The sequence below is a fragment of the Pseudomonas sp. GW823-FHT04A03 genome (assembly GCF_058796615.1).
Genome location: NZ_JBXAIV010000002.1, coordinates 635616 through 651398, shown reverse-complemented (window position 1 = coordinate 651398; position 15783 = coordinate 635616). Strand labels below are relative to the sequence as shown.

The window sequence follows — 15783 nt, the reverse complement described above, 5'->3', positions numbered from 1 at the left end:
GGCCTCAGCTTTTTGCAGTATTTTTGCCATGGGAGCCAACTGACATGGAACGTCTGACACGCATTTTGGCCGCACTAACCCGCTGGGGTCTGGGCCTGTGCGCGTTGGTTCTGGTATTGATGGCGTTGTACGTCAGTCTCGGCCGGGAACTCACGCCACTGGTGGCCGAATACCGCACCGATATCGAAGACAAGGCCAGTTCCGCCCTGGGCATGCCGTTGCAGATCGGCGAGCTGGAAGGCAACTGGAGCGGGTTTGCACCGATCCTGCTGGCTCACGATGTGATGGTCGGCAGCGGCGCCAATGCCTTGCGCCTGGATCGGGTGCGCGCAGTGCCTGACCTCTGGGCCAGTCTGCTGGCCCGCGAAGTGCGCATCGCCCACCTTGAGCTCAACGGTCTGAAGATCAGCCTCAAGGAAGGCGAAGACGGACAGTGGGCGCTGGAAGGCTTGCCGGTGCAGCAGGATCAGCCCATGGATCCCGAGCAACTGTTCAACCGCATGCAAATGATTCAGCAACTGTCGGTGCTCGACAGCCAGGTGACCTTGCAGCCGCGGGAACAGGCACCGCTGACCCTCACGTATGTCGGCCTCAATCTCAAGACCGGCACCAGCCGTCAGCGCCTTGATGCACGACTGACCCTGCCTGACGGCCAGCCCGTGGCGCTGAGCCTGCGCACGCGGATTCGTCCGAGTCAGTGGCAGAACAGCGAAGTGGAAGGTTATGTCAGCCTGCCGCAGAGCGACTGGTCGAAATGGCTGCCCGAGCGCCTGACCCAGCAATGGAATTTTTCCGAGATCAAGGCCGGTGGCGAGCTGTGGGTCAACTGGCGCGAGGGGGCGTTGCAGAGTGGAGCGATCCGTCTCAATGCGCCGCAACTGACCGGCGCCTACGCCGAACGCAAGCCGATCCAGATCAACAATCTGGCGCTCAACGGCTACTTCCAGCGCGGTCCCGAAGGGGCCACTGTCACGCTTGATTCGCTGGCGATGAACTTCGGCGAAACTCGCTGGGAGTCGCATGTCCAGATCAAACAGACTGCCGCCACCGACAAGAACGAAGAACTCTGGCATCTGCAGGCCGACCGGCTCGACCTGACGCCGATCACGCCTTTGCTCAATGCCCTCGGTCCGTTGCCTCAAGGCTTCGCCACCGTGGTCGAGCGCCTGAAAGTGACCGGCGGTCTGCGTAACGTGCTGCTGGATTTCCGGCCGAACGCCACCGACGACAGCAAATTCGGCTTCGCCGCCAACCTCGAACAAGTCGGGTTCGATGCCTATCACGGCGCCCCGGCAGCGCGGAATGTCAGCGGCAGTCTTACCGGTAACCTCGGTGGCGGCGAGCTGCGCATGGACAGCAAGGATTTCGTCCTGCACCTCGATCCGATTTTCGCCAAGCCGTGGCAATACATTCAGGCCAACGCGCGGTTGACCTGGAAGCTCGATAAAGAAGGTTTCACCCTGATCGCGCCCTACCTGAAGGTGCTCGGCGAGGAAGGCAAGATTGCCGGCGACTTCCTGATCCGCCTGCATTTCGATCACAGCCAGGAAGACTACATGGATCTGCGGGTCGGTCTGGTGGACGGCGACGGTCGTTACACCGCCAAGTACCTGCCGGAAGTCCTGAGCCCGGCCCTCGACGAGTGGCTGCGCACGGCGATTCTCAAGGGCGCGGTGGATCAGGGCTTCTTCCAGTATCAGGGTTCGCTGAACAAGAACGCCGGGGAAGCGGATCGCAGCATCAGTCTGTTCTTCAAGGTGCACGACGCCGAGCTGGCGTTCCAGCCGGGCTGGCCGCACGTGAGCAAGGTCAGCGGTGACGTGTTCATCGAAGACAGCGGCGTGCGGATTCTTGCCAGCAAGGGGCAGTTGCTCAATACCCAGGTCAGCGATGTCTTCGTCAATATTCCCCATGTGCCGAGCGGCGAGCACAGCCATATGTTCCTCGACGGCACCTTCGCGGGTGGGCTGGGCGATGGCCTGAAGATTCTTCAGGAGGCGCCGATCGGTACCGCCGACACCTTCGCCGGCTGGGAAGGCGAGGGTGATCTGCAAGGCAAGCTGAAACTCGATGTGCCGTTGGCCAAGGGCGATCAGCCGAAAATCCTCGTCGACTTCAAAACCGCCAATGCGCGATTGAAGCTGGCGGAGCCGAAGCTCGAACTGAGCCAGCTCAAGGGTGATTTCCGCTTCGACAGCGCCAAGGGCCTGAGCGGGCAGAACATCAGTGTCCGGGCCTTCGACAAATCGGTCACAGCGCAGATCTTCGCCGACGGCGGCCCCGGCAAACTCAAGACCCGGGTGGCGGCGTCGGGGCAGGTCGAGGTCAAGAAACTCACCGACTGGCTGGGCGTGACTCAACCGTTGCCGGTGTCCGGGACTATCCCTTATCAACTGCAATTGAATCTGGACGGTGCCGACAGCCAGTTGATGGTCAACTCCAGCCTTAAGGGCGTGGCGGTGGATCTGCCCGCGCCGTTCGGCATGGCCGCCGATGTCGGGCGTGACACGGTGTTCCGTATGACGTTGCAGGGGCAAGAGCGGCGTTACTGGGTCAATTACGATCAACTGGCCAACTTCACCTTCGCCGCGCCACCAAGCAATTTCGCCGATGGTCGGGGCGAATTGTTCCTCGGCGCCGGCGAAGCGGTATTGCCGGGTAACAAAGGCTTGCGAATACGCGGCGTGTTGTCCGAGCTGGACGTCAAACCCTGGCAGGATCTGCTGGACAAGTACGCTGGCCAGGATCCGGGCGGCAACGCCAAGCAGTTGCTCAGCAGCGCGGATTTCAAGATCGGCAAGCTCACGGCCTTCGGCACCACGCTGGATCAGGCGGCAGTGCAGGTGAGTCGCAAGCCCGGCGCCTGGGCTCTGGCCCTCGACAGTCAGCAGGCCAAAGGCACGGCTGGCATTCCCGACGCCAAGGGCGCGCCGATTGCGGTGAACCTGCAATACGTGCGGTTGCCGGCACCGGACCCGACGGTGCAGGCCGACGAGAATGCGCCGGATCCACTGGCTTCGGTCGATCCGAGCAAGATTCCGGCGCTGGATATCACCATCAATCAATTGTTCCAGGGCCAGGACCTGGTCGGTGGCTGGTCGCTCAAGGTTCGGCCGACCGCCAAGGGCATCGCCCTGAACAACCTCGATCTGGGCCTCAAGGGCATCCTCCTGCAGGGCAGCGGCGGCTGGGAAGGCACGCCCGGTGCTACGACGAGTTGGTACAAGGGGCGGATCGGTGGCAAGAACCTCGCCGATGTGCTCAAGGGTTGGGGGTTTGCGCCGAGTGTGACCAGCGAAGAATTCCACATGGATGTCGACGGCCGCTGGCCGGGCTCGCCGGCGTGGCTGGCTACAAAGCGCTTCTCAGGCACCCTCGATGCGTCGTTGAACAAAGGCCAGTTTGTTGAAGTGGAGGGCGGCGCTCAGGCATTGCGCGTATTCGGTCTGCTCAACTTCAACTCGATTGGCCGGCGTTTGCGACTCGACTTCTCCGACCTGTTCGGCAAGGGCTTGAGCTATGACCGGGTCAAGGGATTGCTGGTGGCGACCAATGGCGTTTATGTGACGAAAGAGCCGATCAAGTTGACCGGTCCTTCGAGCAACCTGGAACTGGACGGCACGCTGGATCTGGTGGGCGACAAGGTGGATGCCAAATTGCTGGTGACTTTGCCTGTGACCAACAACCTGCCGATTGCTGCGCTGATTGTCGGTGCGCCGGCGGTCGGCGGTGCCTTGTTCCTGATCGACAAATTGATCGGCGATCGCGTGGCACGGTTCGCCAGCGTCAAATACACCGTCAAAGGCCCGTGGAAAGAGCCGAAAATCACCTTCGACAAGCCTTTTTGAGCAGCCAGCCCCTGAACCGATGGAGTAGCATGGCCGCATACCTCTTGCGGAGTGCGCCATGTCTTTAGCGGTGATTCAAATGGTCAGCCAGAGCGATGTGCTGGCCAATCTGCGCGATGCCCGACGTTTGCTCGAACAAGCAGCCAGCGCCGGTGCGAAGCTGGCCGTGCTGCCGGAAAACTTCGCCGCCATGGGCCGTCGCGACATCGCCGATATCGGTCGCGCCGAAGCGCTCGGCGAAGGCCCGATACTGCCGTGGTTGAAACAGACCGCCCGCGACCTCAGGTTATGGATTGTGGCCGGCACGTTGCCGTTGCCGCCTGTGGGGCAGCCCGAGGCCAAGTCCCATGCCTGTTCGCTGCTGGTGAACGATCAGGGCGAAATCGTTGCGCGCTATGACAAGTTGCACCTGTTCGATGTCGACGTAGCGGACAATCGCGGCCGTTACCGCGAATCCGATGACTATGCTTATGGCAGTGGCGTGGTGGTCGCGGACACGCCGGTCGGCCGAATCGGCCTGACGGTGTGCTACGACCTGCGTTTCCCGGAGCTGTACAGCGAATTACGCGCAGCCGGGGCCGAACTGATTACCGCACCGTCGGCCTTCACCGCAGTGACGGGGGCGGCGCACTGGGATGTACTGATCCGCGCGCGGGCCATTGAAACCCAGTGCTATGTGCTGGCGGCCGCTCAGGGCGGAACGCATCCGGGGCCGCGGGAAACCTTTGGCCACGGGGCGATTGTCGATCCGTGGGGCCGCGTGCTGGCGCAGCAGGAGCAAGGCGAAGCCGTGTTGCTGGCCGAACGCGACAGCAATGAACAAGCGTCCATCCGGGCGCGAATGCCGGTGACGGGTCATCGGCGGTTTTTTTCGCAGGGCGCACAGCGACCTGCTTCAGAACACGAATTTAAGGCGTAAAACCTATGAGCGAGTTGTTGTCCTCAGTCAGTGATCACCTGTTGGCGCCCGGCGGCGTGACGATCGAGAGCCTGCAAGGCGTGCTCGGTGATCTGGCGGGTCCAGGCATCGATGCGGCTGACCTGTATTTCCAGGGACAGATTTCCGAGTCCTGGTCGCTGGAAGACGGCATCGTCAAGGAAGGCAGTTTCAACCTCGACCAGGGTGTTGGCGTGCGGGCGCAGTCCGGTGAGAAAACCGGTTTCGCCTACAGCAACGCGATCACCCTCGAAGCCCTCGGCGCAGCGGCCCGTGCGGCCCGTTCAATTTCCCGCGCCGGGCAGAATGGCACGGTACAGGCGTTCAGCACCCAGGACGTCGCCCAGTTGTATGCGCCGGATAACCCGCTGGAAGTCCTGAGCCGCGCTGAAAAAGTCGAACTGCTCAAACGTATCGACATTGCCACCCGCGCCCTCGATCCACGTATCCAGCAGGTCAGCGTGAGCATGGCCGGGGTCTGGGAACGTATTCTGGTGGCTTCGACCGACGGTGGCCTGGCTGCGGACGTGCGTCCGCTGGTGCGTTTCAACGTCAGTGTGATTGTCGAGCAGAACGGCCGTCGCGAGCGTGGCGGCCATGGCGGCGGCGGGCGTACCGACTACCGTTATTTCCTCGCCGAAGACCGTGCCATGGGCTACGCCCGTGAAGCGCTGCGTCAGGCGCTGGTGAACCTGGAAGCGATTCCTGCCCCGGCCGGCACTTTGCCGGTGGTTCTGGGCTCGGGTTGGTCCGGCGTGCTGTTGCACGAAGCGGTCGGTCATGGTCTGGAAGGCGACTTCAACCGCAAGGGCAGTTCCGCCTACAGCGGGCGCATGGGCGAAATGGTTGCCTCGAAACTCTGCACCATCGTCGATGACGGCACCCTGAGCGGTCGTCGCGGTTCCCTGAGCGTCGACGACGAAGGCACCCCGACCGAGTGCACCACGCTGATCGAAAACGGCGTGCTCAAGGGCTATATGCAGGACAAGCTCAATGCGCGCCTGATGGGCGTGGCCCGCACCGGCAACGGTCGCCGGGAATCCTACGCGCACCTGCCGATGCCACGGATGACCAACACCTACATGCTCGGCGGCCAGAGCGATCCGGCGGAAATCATCGCGTCGGTGAAGAAGGGCATCTACTGCGCCAACCTTGGCGGCGGTCAGGTCGACATCACCAGCGGTAAATTCGTGTTCTCCACCAGCGAGGCTTATCTGATCGAGGACGGCAAGATCACCGCACCGGTCAAAGGTGCAACGTTGATCGGCAACGGTCCGGAAGCGATGAGCCGGGTGTCGATGGTCGGTAACGATCTGGCGCTGGACAGCGGTGTGGGCACGTGCGGCAAGGACGGGCAGTCAGTGCCGGTGGGCGTAGGTCAGCCGACCCTGAAAATCGATGCGATCACCGTGGGTGGCACGGGCGCATAAGAAGGAATGGAGCTTCGGGTGGCGCGCAGTGCGGCCACCCGGTGGCGAATATCAACGCAGACCGCGTTGAGTCTCGTCCAGCTCACGGATGTACTTGAAGATCTTGCGGCTCGAGGCAGGAGGTTTGTTTTGCGCAACCTCGTGCTGGGCCTGACGGATCAGGGAACGCAGTTGCTGGCGATCGGCGTCCGGGTAATCGACGACGAATTTCTCCAGCACGGCATCGTCACCGGCGATCAGGCGGTCACGCCAGCGTTCGAGGTTGTGGAAACGCTCGTTGTACTGACGGGTAGAGGCATCGAGTTGATCGAGCAGGGTGAGAATCGCGTCAGTGTCCTGATCGCGCATCAGTTTGCCGATGAACTGCAAATGCCGTTTACGCGCGATGTTCGCGGTGTGCTTGGGCGCATCGGCCAGGGCCCGGCGCAAGGCGTCGGTCAATGGCAGTTTTGCCTGCAAGTCGGGCTTGAGCGTTGTAAGGCGCTCGCCAAGGTCAACCAGAGCATGCAGCTCGCGTTTGACCTGGGATTTGCTTTTTTCTCCCGTATCGAGGGAGTCGTCGTAAGAATCAACCATGGTGGCAGTCCGCAAAGAAACGCCGCCATGATAACCAGTCGGGGGCCGCTTGTCCGGCCCGGTCGCTCGAAGGCCCCAGCCGAAAGCAGAATTTGAGTGGAGATGAGCATGAGTGCAGTTGAAAGCGTCGGCCCACAGGCATTGCCGGCACTGCAGGAACAGGTCGAGCAGATCATCGCCGAAGCCAAGCGTCAGGGCGCCAGTGCCTGCGAAGTAGCGGTGTCGCTGGAGCAGGGCCTGTCGACCTCGGTGCGCCAGCGTGAAGTCGAAACGGTCGAGTTCAACCGCGATCAGGGTTTTGGCATCACGCTGTACGTCGGCCAGCGCAAGGGTTCGGCCAGCACCTCCGCCACCGGGCCGGATGCGATTCGCGAAACCGTCGCTGCGGCGCTGGCGATTGCCAAGCACACCTCCGAAGACGAAGCCTCGGGGCTGGCCGATGCCGCGCTGATGGCCCGGGATATTCAGGATTTTGATCTGTTCCACCAATGGGACATCACCCCGGAGCAGGCCATCGAAAAGGCGTTGCTCTGTGAAGCTGCCGCGTTCGACGCCGATGCGCGCATCAAGAATGCCGATGGCACCACGTTGAGCACCCATCAGGGGTGCCGCGTGTACGGCAACAGCCACGGTTTTATCGGTGGTTATGCGTCGACCCGGCACAGCTTGAGCTGCGTGATGATCGCCGAGGCCGATGGCCAGATGCAGCGTGATTACTGGTATGACGTGAACCGTCAGGGCAGCTTGCTGGCGGATCCGGTGAGCATTGGTCAGCGCGCGGCGCAGCGGGCTGCGAGCCGTCTGGGTGCGCGCCCGGTGCCGACCTGCGAAGTGCCGGTTTTGTTTTCGGCGGAACTGGCGGGTGGGTTGTTCGGCAGCTTCCTGTCGGCGATTTCCGGCGGCAGTCTGTACCGCAAATCGTCGTTTCTGGAAGGCACTCTGGGGCAGAAGCTGTTCCCGGAATGGCTGACTATCGACGAGCGTCCGCACCTGATGCGTGCCATGGGCAGTGCTTCCTACGATGGTGACGGCCTGGCGACTTACGCCAAACCGTTCGTCGAGAAAGGCGAGCTGGTCTCGTACATCCTTGGCACTTATTCCGGTCGCAAACTCGGCATGCCAAGCACCGCCAACGCGGGCGGCGTGCACAACCTGTTCGTCACCCATGGCGATGAAGACCAGGCTGCATTGCTGCGGCGCATGGGGCGTGGCCTGTTGGTCACCGAGTTGATGGGCCACGGTCTGAACATGGTGACCGGTGATTACTCGCGCGGTGCGGCGGGTTTCTGGGTCGAGAACGGTGAAATCCAGTTCGCGGTGCAGGAAGTGACCATCGCCGGCAACATGCGCGACATGTTCAAGCAGATCGTCGCGGTCGGTAACGATCTGGAGCTGCGCAGCAACATTCGCACCGGTTCGGTGTTGATCGAGAAGATGACTGTCGCGGGCAGCTAAGCCGCAGGCAGATACCAAAAAGGCGTGTCACCCGATTGGGTGGCACGCCTTTTTTTTGTGTCCGCAAATTTTTCGGGCTGATGAAGACAGCAAAAAAGCTGCTCTTGTTTTGGTTCTCATTATCATCTAATAATAAATCTCATTATCGGATGAGCCCAGGATCATGAGTTCTGCCTTGCACGAGCAGCCGTACCTCGAAAGCTGGCGCTGGATGAGTCGCCAGATCCGTTGCGCAATGGATCCCGACGAACCGCGCCTGATCGAGCACTACCTGGCCGAAGGCCGATATCTGGCCTGCTGCACGGCGACCTCGCCCTGGACGGTCGCTGAAACCTCTTTCCGTCTGCTGCTCGACACGGCCACCGACATTGCGTTGCCGTGGCACTGGCGCAGCCTCTGTCTCGATCAAGCCTGGCGACCGCTGCGTGAAATGGAGCGCCTGTCACTGTGCAAGTGCCGGCTCAAACGTTGGCAAAGCTACACCTGGCAGCTCGCCACCTGCGAGTTGCAACCCTCGATTCCTCTTATTGAACTGGTGCAAGGATTTTCAGATGACCAAGACACGTATTGAGCGCGACAGCATGGGCGAACTGCAGGTGCCGGTGGACGCTCTCTACGGCGCGCAGACCCAGCGCGCAGTGGATAATTTCCCGATCAGCGGCAAACCGATGCCGACCCAGTTCATCCGCGCCCTGATTCTGGCCAAAGCCGCTGCCGCGCGCGCCAACGTCGAACTCAACCAGCTCAGCGCCGCTCAAGGCAAAGCCATCAGCGATGCCGCCCAAGGGCTGCTGGAAGGCGACTTCATGCAGCATTTCCCGGTGGATATCTTCCAGACCGGTTCAGGCACCAGCTCCAACATGAACGCCAACGAAGTGATTGCCACCCTGGCCAGCCGTCTGCTCGAAGAGTCGGTGAACGCCAACGATCACGTCAACTGCGGGCAGAGCAGCAACGACATCATCCCGACCACCATCCACGTCAGTGCGGCACTGGCCCTGCACGAACAGTTGCTGCCGGCGCTGTTGCATCTGGTGCAAGTGATCGAACGCAAGTCCGACCAAGTGCATCACCACGTCAAAACCGGCCGCACTCACTTGATGGACGCCATGCCGGTGCGCATGAGTCAGGTGCTCAACGGTTGGGCGCAGCAGCTCAAGGCCAACGTCGGTCACCTGCAGGACTTGCTGCCAAGCCTGCAATCTCTGGCCCAGGGCGGTACGGCGGTCGGCACCGGGATCAATGCGCATCCGGAATTCGCCGCGCGATTCAGCCGCCAGTTGAGTCAATTGACCAACGTGCAATTCACCCCGGGCAAGGATCTGTTCGCGCTGATCGGCTCGCAAGACACAGCCGTGGCCGTGTCGGGCCAGCTCAAGGCCACCGCCGTGTCGTTGATGAAAATCGCCAACGACCTGCGCTGGATGAACTCCGGCCCGCTCGCCGGTCTCGGTGAAATCGAACTGGAAGGCCTGCAACCGGGCTCTTCGATCATGCCGGGCAAGGTCAATCCGGTGATCCCGGAAGCCACCGCCATGGTGGCCGCGCAAGTGATCGGCAACGATTCGGTGATCACCATCGCCGGTCAGTCGGGCAATTTCGAACTGAACGTGATGCTGCCGATCATCGCCCAGAACCTGCTGAGCAGCATCGAGTTGCTGGCCAACTCCAGCCGTTTGCTGGCTGACAAGGCCATCGCCAGCTTCAAGGTCAACGAGTCACGCCTCAAGGAAGCGCTGTCGCGCAATCCGATTCTGGTCACCGCGCTCAATCCGATCATCGGTTACCAGAAAGCCGCCGAGATCGCCAAGCAGGCCTACAAACAGGGTCGCCCGGTGATCGACGTCGCGCTGGAACACACCGACCTGTCGCGCAGCCAGCTGGAAGAGTTGCTCAATCCCGAGAAACTCACCGCCGGCGGCGTGTAAGCACTGCAACCGCTTTGGAGGTTCACCATGGAGCACTGGAAACGCACGATCGAACGGGCCAATCGCTGCTTCATGCTGGGCGAGCTGATTGATGCCCGCGAGGCCTACCTGCAAGCATTGGCCTTGGCGCAGGTGTTGTTCGAGCGCTGGGCCGACGCCGACGAAGCGGTGGCGGCCTGCGTCATCTCCCACCACAACCTGGCCGATCTGCATTTGCGCCTGAATCAGCCGGAGGAGAGCGCCGAATATCTCTGTGCGATCCATCAACGGCTGTTGCAGACCATGCAGGACGAGCGCCTGCGCCCGGCGCTGCGTGAAGCAGCGCTGCGCCAGAGCAGCAAAACCTACGTCGAGCTGCTCAATTTCATCAGCGAACACGGCGAATACCCGCGCACCCAGCGTTTGCTGCACCCAGATACCGGCAATGCGCGCCGCGCGCCTGCCCCACAGCACCATGGAGTCCATTGAAATGGCTTTTACCCTGCCAGCCTTGCCTTACGCCTACGACGCACTGGAGCCGCACATCGATGCGCAAACCATGGAGATCCATTACACCAAGCATCACCAGACCTACATCAATAACTTGAACGCTGCGGTCGAGGGCACCGAGTTCGCGGAGTGGCCGGTGGAGAAACTGGTCGCCAGCGTCCAGCAGTTGCCGGAAAAGCTCCGCGCGGCGGTGATCAACCAGGGCGGCGGTCACGCCAACCATTCGTTGTTCTGGGAAGTGATGGTGCCCGGCGGTGGCGGCAAGCCGGACGGCGCGCTGGCCAAGGCGATCGATGAGCAACTGGGTGGCCTCGACAGCTTCAAGGAAGCCTTCACCAAAGCCGCGCTGACCCGCTTCGGCAGTGGTTGGGCGTGGCTCAGCGTGACGCCGGACAAGAAGCTGGTGGTGGAAAGCAGCGGTAACCAGGACAGCCCGCTGATGAACGGCAATACGCCGATTCTCGGCCTCGACGTGTGGGAGCACGCCTACTATCTGCGTTATCAGAACCGTCGGCCGGAATACATCAGCGCGTTCTACAACGTGATCAACTGGCCGGAAGTCGCTGCGCGCTATCAGGCCGCACTGGTTTAAGTCTCCTATAAAAACAATCCAAGGCTGACTATGGGCACTGAAACACTGGCGATCGGAAGTGGGCGTATGTTTCGTTACGCAATTGGATCGCTATTGCTGTTGGCGGGCATGACCTTGCTGGTTGCCCACGGACTGGAATGGCTGAATCTGGAGCCGAGATTGTCCCGGGCATTGCAGGGCGGCGCGATCTGCGCCCTCGGCACCGCACTGGGAGCCGTTCCGGTGCTGGTGATTCGCAATATGCCCCAGGCGTTGGGCGATACGCTGCTGGGTTTTGGCGCCGGTGTGATGCTGGCAGCAACTGCGTTTTCGCTGATCGTGCCGGGAATTGCCGCCGCCGAAAGTCTGGGCCTGAGCCCATGGGGCGCCAGCGGCCTGATCTGCTTCGGCATCATGCTCGGAGCTTTCGGCCTGTATCTGGTTGATCGCCGGGTGTCGGGCGCTTCGCCGGAAATGCTCATCGGTACCGTCAAGCATCCGGTCATTCCGCCGCGGATCTGGTTGTTCGTGTTCGCCATCATTGCCCATAACATCCCGGAAGGCATGGCGGTCGGAGTATCGGCCGGCGGTGGTATGCCGGACGCAGACAGCCTGGCAATGGGCATTGCCTTGCAGGATGTGCCGGAAGGGCTGGTGATTGCACTGGTACTGGCCGGTGCCGGGATGTCGCGGGTCAAGGCGTTTTTGATTGGTGCAGCGTCAGGTCTGGTCGAACCGGTGTTCGCGCTGCTCTGCGCGTGGCTGGTCAGTCTTGCCGAGTTGTTGCTGCCTTTGGGATTGGCGTTGGCGGCGGGTGCCATGTTGCTGGTGGTGACTCATGAGGTCATCCCGGAATCGCGACGCAATGGTCACGAGAAGCTGGCAAGCCTGGGGTTGTTGATCGGCTTCTGTCTGATGATGGTGATGGATACTGCGTTGGGATGAACCGGGAGGAGGGAGCTGACTCCCTCGCCTCAAACGTTTTCAACCACCTTCGTCGAAGTAGTTGTTGATCAGTGTCACCAGCGCGTCCATGGCTTCCTGTTCCTGGTGGCCATCGGTACTCAGGTGGATTTTGGTGCCCTTGCCCGCAGCGAGCATCATCATTGCCATGATGCTTTTACCGTCAACCGTGGTTTCCGGGGTGCGGCCCACTCTGATCGTGCAATCGGGAAACTGGCCCGCCACTCCGACGAACTTTGCCGATGCGCGGGCGTGCAGGCCCAGCTTGTTGATGATTTCGATTTCACGAGCAGGCATCGCGGTGTGAATCCTTTAGCTGAGGTCGCGGTGGCGGACCTGGACGTTTTTCAGGGTTTTTTGCAAGGCCTGACCCAGGCGTTCGGTCAGGTAGACAGAACGGTGATGTCCGCCGGTACAGCCAATGGCAATGGTCACGTAGGCACGATTGCTGGCAGCAAAGCGCGGCAGCCATTTGAACAGATAGGCATAGATGTCCTGGAACATCTCTTCGACTTCCGGCTGCGCTGCCAGGTATTCGGCCACAGGCTCATCGAGCCCGGATTGCGCACGTAACTCCGGTTTCCAGTACGGATTGGGCAGGCAGCGTACATCGAACACCAGATCCGCATCCACCGGCATGCCGCGTTTGAAACCGAACGACTCCACCAGAAACGCGGTGCCCGGCTCCGGCTGGTTCAGCAGTCGCAGCTTGATGGTATCGCGCAGTTGGTAGAGGTTCAGATTGGTGGTGTTGACCTTCAGGTCGGCCAGGTCGGCGATCGGGCCCAGCAGGGCGGTTTCGTCGTTGATGGCTTCGGCCAGCGAGCGGTTGGCATTGCTGAGCGGGTGACGACGACGGGTTTCCGAAAAACGTTTGAGCAACGTTTCGTCATCGGCGTCCAGGTACAGGACATCGCACTGGATATGCCGGCTGCGGACTTCCTCAAGCAGCTCGGGAAACCGCGACAGGTGGCTCGGCAGGTTGCGCGCATCGATCGAGACGGCAACCAGCGGCTGGAGCATTTCGGTGTGGACCAGCGCGCGCTCGGCGAGATCTGGCAGCAAACCGGCCGGCAGGTTGTCAATGCAGTAGTAGCCGTTGTCCTCAAGGACATCCAGGGCGGTACTTTTACCCGAGCCGGAACGGCCACTGACAATGATCAAGCGCATGGTTACGGCCTGTTCTGTTCTTCCAGTACAACCTGGTACAACGCTTCGTTGCTTGGCGCGCTGCGCAGTCTGTCGCGCACGTCTTTGCGGTCGAGCATGCTGGCGATCTGGCGTAACAGTTCCAGGTGCGCGTCGGTGGCGGCTTCCGGCACCAGAAGGACGAACAGCAGGTCCACAGGCGCGCCGTCGATAGCGTCGAAATCGATAGGAGCGTCAAGGTGCATCAGCGCACTGATTGGCGCTTCGCAACCCTTGAGGCGGCAGTGAGGAATGGCGATGCCGTTGCCAAAACCGGTGGAACCCAGTTTTTCACGAGCAATCAATGCCTCGAAGACATCTTGCATCTCCAGATCCGGGACTTCCCGGGCGATCAGGTTGGCAATTTGTTCGAGGGCTTTCTTTTTACTGCCGCCCGGCACGTTCACCAGGGAACGGCCGGGGGTCAGGATACTTTCAAGTCGGATCATGGGGGTGGGGGTTATCGACCGGTAGCGCCCTGGAGCAGGCTCTGGGTCTTTTCCTTATGCTTTTTGAGTTGTTTATCAAGCTTGTCGGTCAGCGCGTCGATCGCAGCGTACATATCGGTATGTTCCGCGTTTGCGACGACCTCGTTGCCGGGAATATGCAGCGTGGCTTCGATTTTCTGCTTCAGCTTTTCGACGCACATCGTGACTTGCACGTTGGTGATCTTGTCGAAATGTCCCTCAAGCCTCTTGAGCTTTTGCTCAACGTATTCACGGAGAGGTTGGGTAACTTCCAGTTGGTGTCCACTGATGTTGACTTGCATACAGCTTCTCCTTCGTTGCCAGTGCATAAAGCGGCAGGCCGAAGAGCCTGCCACTGGAACGCTGTAACGTGGCTTACATCAACCGCTTGCGTTCGCTCGAAGGCGCGATCCCGAGGGATTCGCGGTACTTGGCGACGGTGCGGCGAGCCACCTGAATGCCTTGTGCCTCCAGTAAACCAGCGATCTTGCTGTCACTCAACGGCTTTTTCTGATTTTCCGCGGCAACCAGTTTCTTGATGATCGCGCGGATCGCCGTGGACGAGCATTCACCGCCTTCGGAGGTGCTCACATGGCTGGAGAAAAAGTATTTCAGTTCATATATGCCCCGTGGGGTATGCATGAATTTCTGCGTGGTCACCCGGGAAATCGTCGACTCGTGCATGCCTACTGCTTCAGCGATGTCATGCAGCACCAGCGGCTTCATGGCTTCGTCGCCGTATTCCAGAAAGCCGCGCTGGTGCTCGACGATCTGGGTGGCCACTTTCATCAGGGTTTCGTTGCGGCTCTGCAGGCTCTTGATGAACCAGCGGGCTTCCTGCAACTGATTGCGCATGAAGGTGTTGTCGGCGCTGGTGTCGGCGCGGCGCACGAAGCCTGCGTACTGGGCGTTGACCCGCAGGCGCGGCACCGACTCCTGGTTCAGCTCGACCAGCCAGCGTTCGTTGTCCTTGCGCACGATGACGTCAGGCACCACGTACTCGGCTTCGGTGGATTCGATCTGCGAGCCCGGGCGCGGGTTGAGGCTCTGCACCAGTTCGATGACCTGGCGCAGCTCGTCTTCCTTGAGTTTCATGCGCCGCATCAGCTGGCTGTAGTCGCGGCTGCCGAGCAAATCGATGTAATCGGTGACCAGACGCTTGGCCTCGGCCAGCCAAGGGGTCTTGGCCGACAGCTGGCGCAATTGCAGCAGCAGGCATTCGCCCAGATTGCGTGCGCCGATGCCGGCCGGTTCGAATTGCTGGATGCGGTGCAGGACGGCTTCGATCTCGTCCAGCTCGATGTCGAGTTCCGGATCGAAGGCGTCGAGGATTTCTTCGAGGGTTTCGTCGAGGTAACCCTGATTGTTGATGCAATCGATCAGGGTAACGGCGATCAGGCGATCGGTGTCGGACATCGGTGCCAGGTTCAACTGCCACAGCAGGTGGCTTTGCAGGCTCTCGCCGGCGGAGGTGCGGGTGGTGAAGTCCCACTCGTCATCGTCGCTGCTCGGCAGGCTGCTGGCGCTGGTCTGGTAGACGTCTTCCCAGGCGGTGTCGACGGGCAGTTCGTTGGGGATTCGCTCGTTCCATTCGCCGTCTTCGAGGTTGTCGACTGTCGGCGCGGTCTCCTGATAGGAGGGTTCCTGGATCTCGGTGTTGGGCTTCTGTTCGGCGTTGTCGGCCATGGGATCGGAGTTGTCGAAGTCGTCGCCGTCTTCCTGGCGTTCGAGCATCGGATTGGATTCCAGAGCCTCCTGGATTTCCTGTTGCAGATCCAGGGTCGACAATTGGAGCAGGCGGATGGCCTGTTGCAGCTGCGGTGTCATCGTCAGCTGCTGGCCCATTCTCAAGACTAGCGATGGTTTCATGGCAGGGGCTTAACACCTTATTCGCCGGCGCTATGCGCCATCCACTACAGGGCGCCGGAGCG

At 61.0% G+C, this 15783-nt stretch carries 15 protein-coding genes; 9 read left to right on the top strand and 6 right to left on the bottom strand.

What is annotated here, in order from left to right; all coding sequences use genetic code 11:
- The first annotated feature begins 44 nt into the window (after positions 1-44).
- From AC1Q9F_RS08950 to tldD, 3 genes are read left to right on the top strand one after another with little or no spacing between them, the layout of a single operon-like run.
- A complete protein-coding gene (locus AC1Q9F_RS08950; protein ID WP_492619525.1) occupies positions 45-3848 on the top strand; it encodes a YhdP family protein in 3804 nt (1267 codons plus the stop codon).
- A gap of 58 nt (positions 3849-3906) precedes the next feature.
- On the top strand, positions 3907-4767 hold the full coding sequence (locus tag AC1Q9F_RS08945; protein WP_207985034.1) for a carbon-nitrogen hydrolase family protein: 861 nt from the start codon (positions 3907-3909) through the stop codon (positions 4765-4767).
- A gap of 5 nt (positions 4768-4772) precedes the next feature.
- Positions 4773-6215: a metalloprotease TldD gene (tldD, locus tag AC1Q9F_RS08940; RefSeq protein WP_492619526.1), complete on the top strand. Its 1443-nt coding sequence runs from the start codon at positions 4773-4775 to the stop codon at positions 6213-6215.
- 51 nt (positions 6216-6266) lie between these two features.
- On the opposite strand, the gene yjgA is transcribed toward tldD, so the two are convergent.
- A complete protein-coding gene (yjgA, locus tag AC1Q9F_RS08935; protein ID WP_007953598.1) occupies positions 6267-6791 on the bottom strand; it encodes a ribosome biogenesis factor YjgA in 525 nt (174 codons plus the stop codon).
- A 108-nt stretch (positions 6792-6899) separates the two neighbouring features.
- On the opposite strand from yjgA, the gene pmbA reads away from it, so the two are divergent.
- The 6 genes from pmbA (at position 6900) to AC1Q9F_RS08905 (ending at position 12179) form a co-directional block, all read left to right on the top strand.
- Positions 6900-8246: a metalloprotease PmbA gene (gene pmbA / locus AC1Q9F_RS08930; RefSeq protein ID WP_039769277.1), complete on the top strand. Its 1347-nt coding sequence runs from the start codon at positions 6900-6902 to the stop codon at positions 8244-8246.
- Between the two features lie 163 nt (positions 8247-8409).
- A complete protein-coding gene (locus AC1Q9F_RS08925; protein WP_085711791.1) occupies positions 8410-8817 on the top strand; it encodes a FagA protein in 408 nt (135 codons plus the stop codon).
- Entirely contained in the window at positions 8798-10174 is a 1377-nt protein-coding gene (locus AC1Q9F_RS08920) for a class II fumarate hydratase (RefSeq protein ID WP_492619527.1), read from the top strand. The genes AC1Q9F_RS08925 and AC1Q9F_RS08920 overlap by 20 nt, the downstream gene beginning before the upstream one ends.
- 27 nt (positions 10175-10201) lie before the next feature.
- On the top strand, positions 10202-10642 hold the full coding sequence (locus AC1Q9F_RS08915) for a DUF2753 family protein (RefSeq protein ID WP_492619528.1): 441 nt from the start codon (positions 10202-10204) through the stop codon (positions 10640-10642).
- A gap of 1 nt (position 10643) precedes the next feature.
- Positions 10644-11255, top strand: a complete 612-nt coding sequence (locus AC1Q9F_RS08910; protein ID WP_207985036.1) for a superoxide dismutase — start codon at positions 10644-10646, stop codon at positions 11253-11255.
- Between the two features lie 30 nt (positions 11256-11285).
- A complete protein-coding gene (locus AC1Q9F_RS08905) occupies positions 11286-12179 on the top strand; it encodes a ZIP family metal transporter (protein WP_492619529.1) in 894 nt (297 codons plus the stop codon).
- Between the two features lie 39 nt (positions 12180-12218).
- Here AC1Q9F_RS08905 and AC1Q9F_RS08900 read toward each other — a convergent pair whose 3' ends face one another.
- The 5 genes from AC1Q9F_RS08900 to AC1Q9F_RS08880 form a co-directional block, all read right to left on the bottom strand.
- On the bottom strand, positions 12219-12494 hold the full coding sequence (locus AC1Q9F_RS08900) for an HPr family phosphocarrier protein (RefSeq protein WP_007953585.1): 276 nt from the start codon (positions 12492-12494) through the stop codon (positions 12219-12221).
- 15 nt (positions 12495-12509) lie between these two features.
- The gene (gene rapZ, locus AC1Q9F_RS08895) at positions 12510-13367 is read right to left on the bottom strand and encodes an RNase adapter RapZ (RefSeq protein WP_207985037.1); all 858 of its coding nucleotides are present in this window, start codon (positions 13365-13367) and stop codon (positions 12510-12512) included.
- 2 nt (positions 13368-13369) lie between these two features.
- Positions 13370-13834, bottom strand: coding sequence for a PTS IIA-like nitrogen regulatory protein PtsN (ptsN, locus tag AC1Q9F_RS08890; protein ID WP_007953580.1), 465 nt, complete (start codon positions 13832-13834; stop codon positions 13370-13372).
- Positions 13835-13845: 11 nt separating this feature from the next.
- Positions 13846-14154 (bottom strand): ribosome hibernation-promoting factor, HPF/YfiA family, encoded by a 309-nt coding sequence (gene hpf / locus AC1Q9F_RS08885; protein ID WP_007953578.1) that lies wholly within the window; start codon positions 14152-14154, stop codon positions 13846-13848.
- Between the two features lie 73 nt (positions 14155-14227).
- Complete coding sequence (locus AC1Q9F_RS08880; protein ID WP_011332472.1) at positions 14228-15721, bottom strand: RNA polymerase factor sigma-54; 1494 nt, start codon at positions 15719-15721, stop codon at positions 14228-14230.
- Positions 15722-15783: the final 62 nt, after the last annotated feature.

Bases quoted from the DNA above. Each gene is read 5' to 3' on its own strand.
- AC1Q9F_RS08950 (WP_492619525.1), top strand. From the start codon at position 45: ATGGAACGTCTGACACGCATTTTGGCCGCACTAACCCGCTGGGGTCTG.
- AC1Q9F_RS08920 (WP_492619527.1), top strand. From the start codon at position 8,798: ATGACCAAGACACGTATTGAGCGCGACAGCATGGGCGAACTGCAGGTG.
- yjgA (WP_007953598.1), bottom strand. From the start codon at position 6,791: ATGGTTGATTCTTACGACGACTCCCTCGATACGGGAGAAAAAAGCAAA.
- AC1Q9F_RS08915 (WP_492619528.1), top strand. From the start codon at position 10,202: ATGGAGCACTGGAAACGCACGATCGAACGGGCCAATCGCTGCTTCATG.
- AC1Q9F_RS08945 (WP_207985034.1), top strand. From the start codon at position 3,907: ATGTCTTTAGCGGTGATTCAAATGGTCAGCCAGAGCGATGTGCTGGCC.
- AC1Q9F_RS08925 (WP_085711791.1), top strand. From the start codon at position 8,410: ATGAGTTCTGCCTTGCACGAGCAGCCGTACCTCGAAAGCTGGCGCTGG.
- AC1Q9F_RS08905 (WP_492619529.1), top strand. From the start codon at position 11,286: ATGGGCACTGAAACACTGGCGATCGGAAGTGGGCGTATGTTTCGTTAC.
- tldD (WP_492619526.1), top strand. From the start codon at position 4,773: ATGAGCGAGTTGTTGTCCTCAGTCAGTGATCACCTGTTGGCGCCCGGC.
- AC1Q9F_RS08880 (WP_011332472.1), bottom strand. From the start codon at position 15,721: ATGAAACCATCGCTAGTCTTGAGAATGGGCCAGCAGCTGACGATGACA.
- rapZ (WP_207985037.1), bottom strand. From the start codon at position 13,367: ATGCGCTTGATCATTGTCAGTGGCCGTTCCGGCTCGGGTAAAAGTACC.
- AC1Q9F_RS08910 (WP_207985036.1), top strand. From the start codon at position 10,644: ATGGCTTTTACCCTGCCAGCCTTGCCTTACGCCTACGACGCACTGGAG.
- ptsN (WP_007953580.1), bottom strand. From the start codon at position 13,834: ATGATCCGACTTGAAAGTATCCTGACCCCCGGCCGTTCCCTGGTGAAC.
- AC1Q9F_RS08900 (WP_007953585.1), bottom strand. From the start codon at position 12,494: ATGCCTGCTCGTGAAATCGAAATCATCAACAAGCTGGGCCTGCACGCC.
- pmbA (WP_039769277.1), top strand. From the start codon at position 6,900: ATGAGTGCAGTTGAAAGCGTCGGCCCACAGGCATTGCCGGCACTGCAG.
- hpf (WP_007953578.1), bottom strand. From the start codon at position 14,154: ATGCAAGTCAACATCAGTGGACACCAACTGGAAGTTACCCAACCTCTC.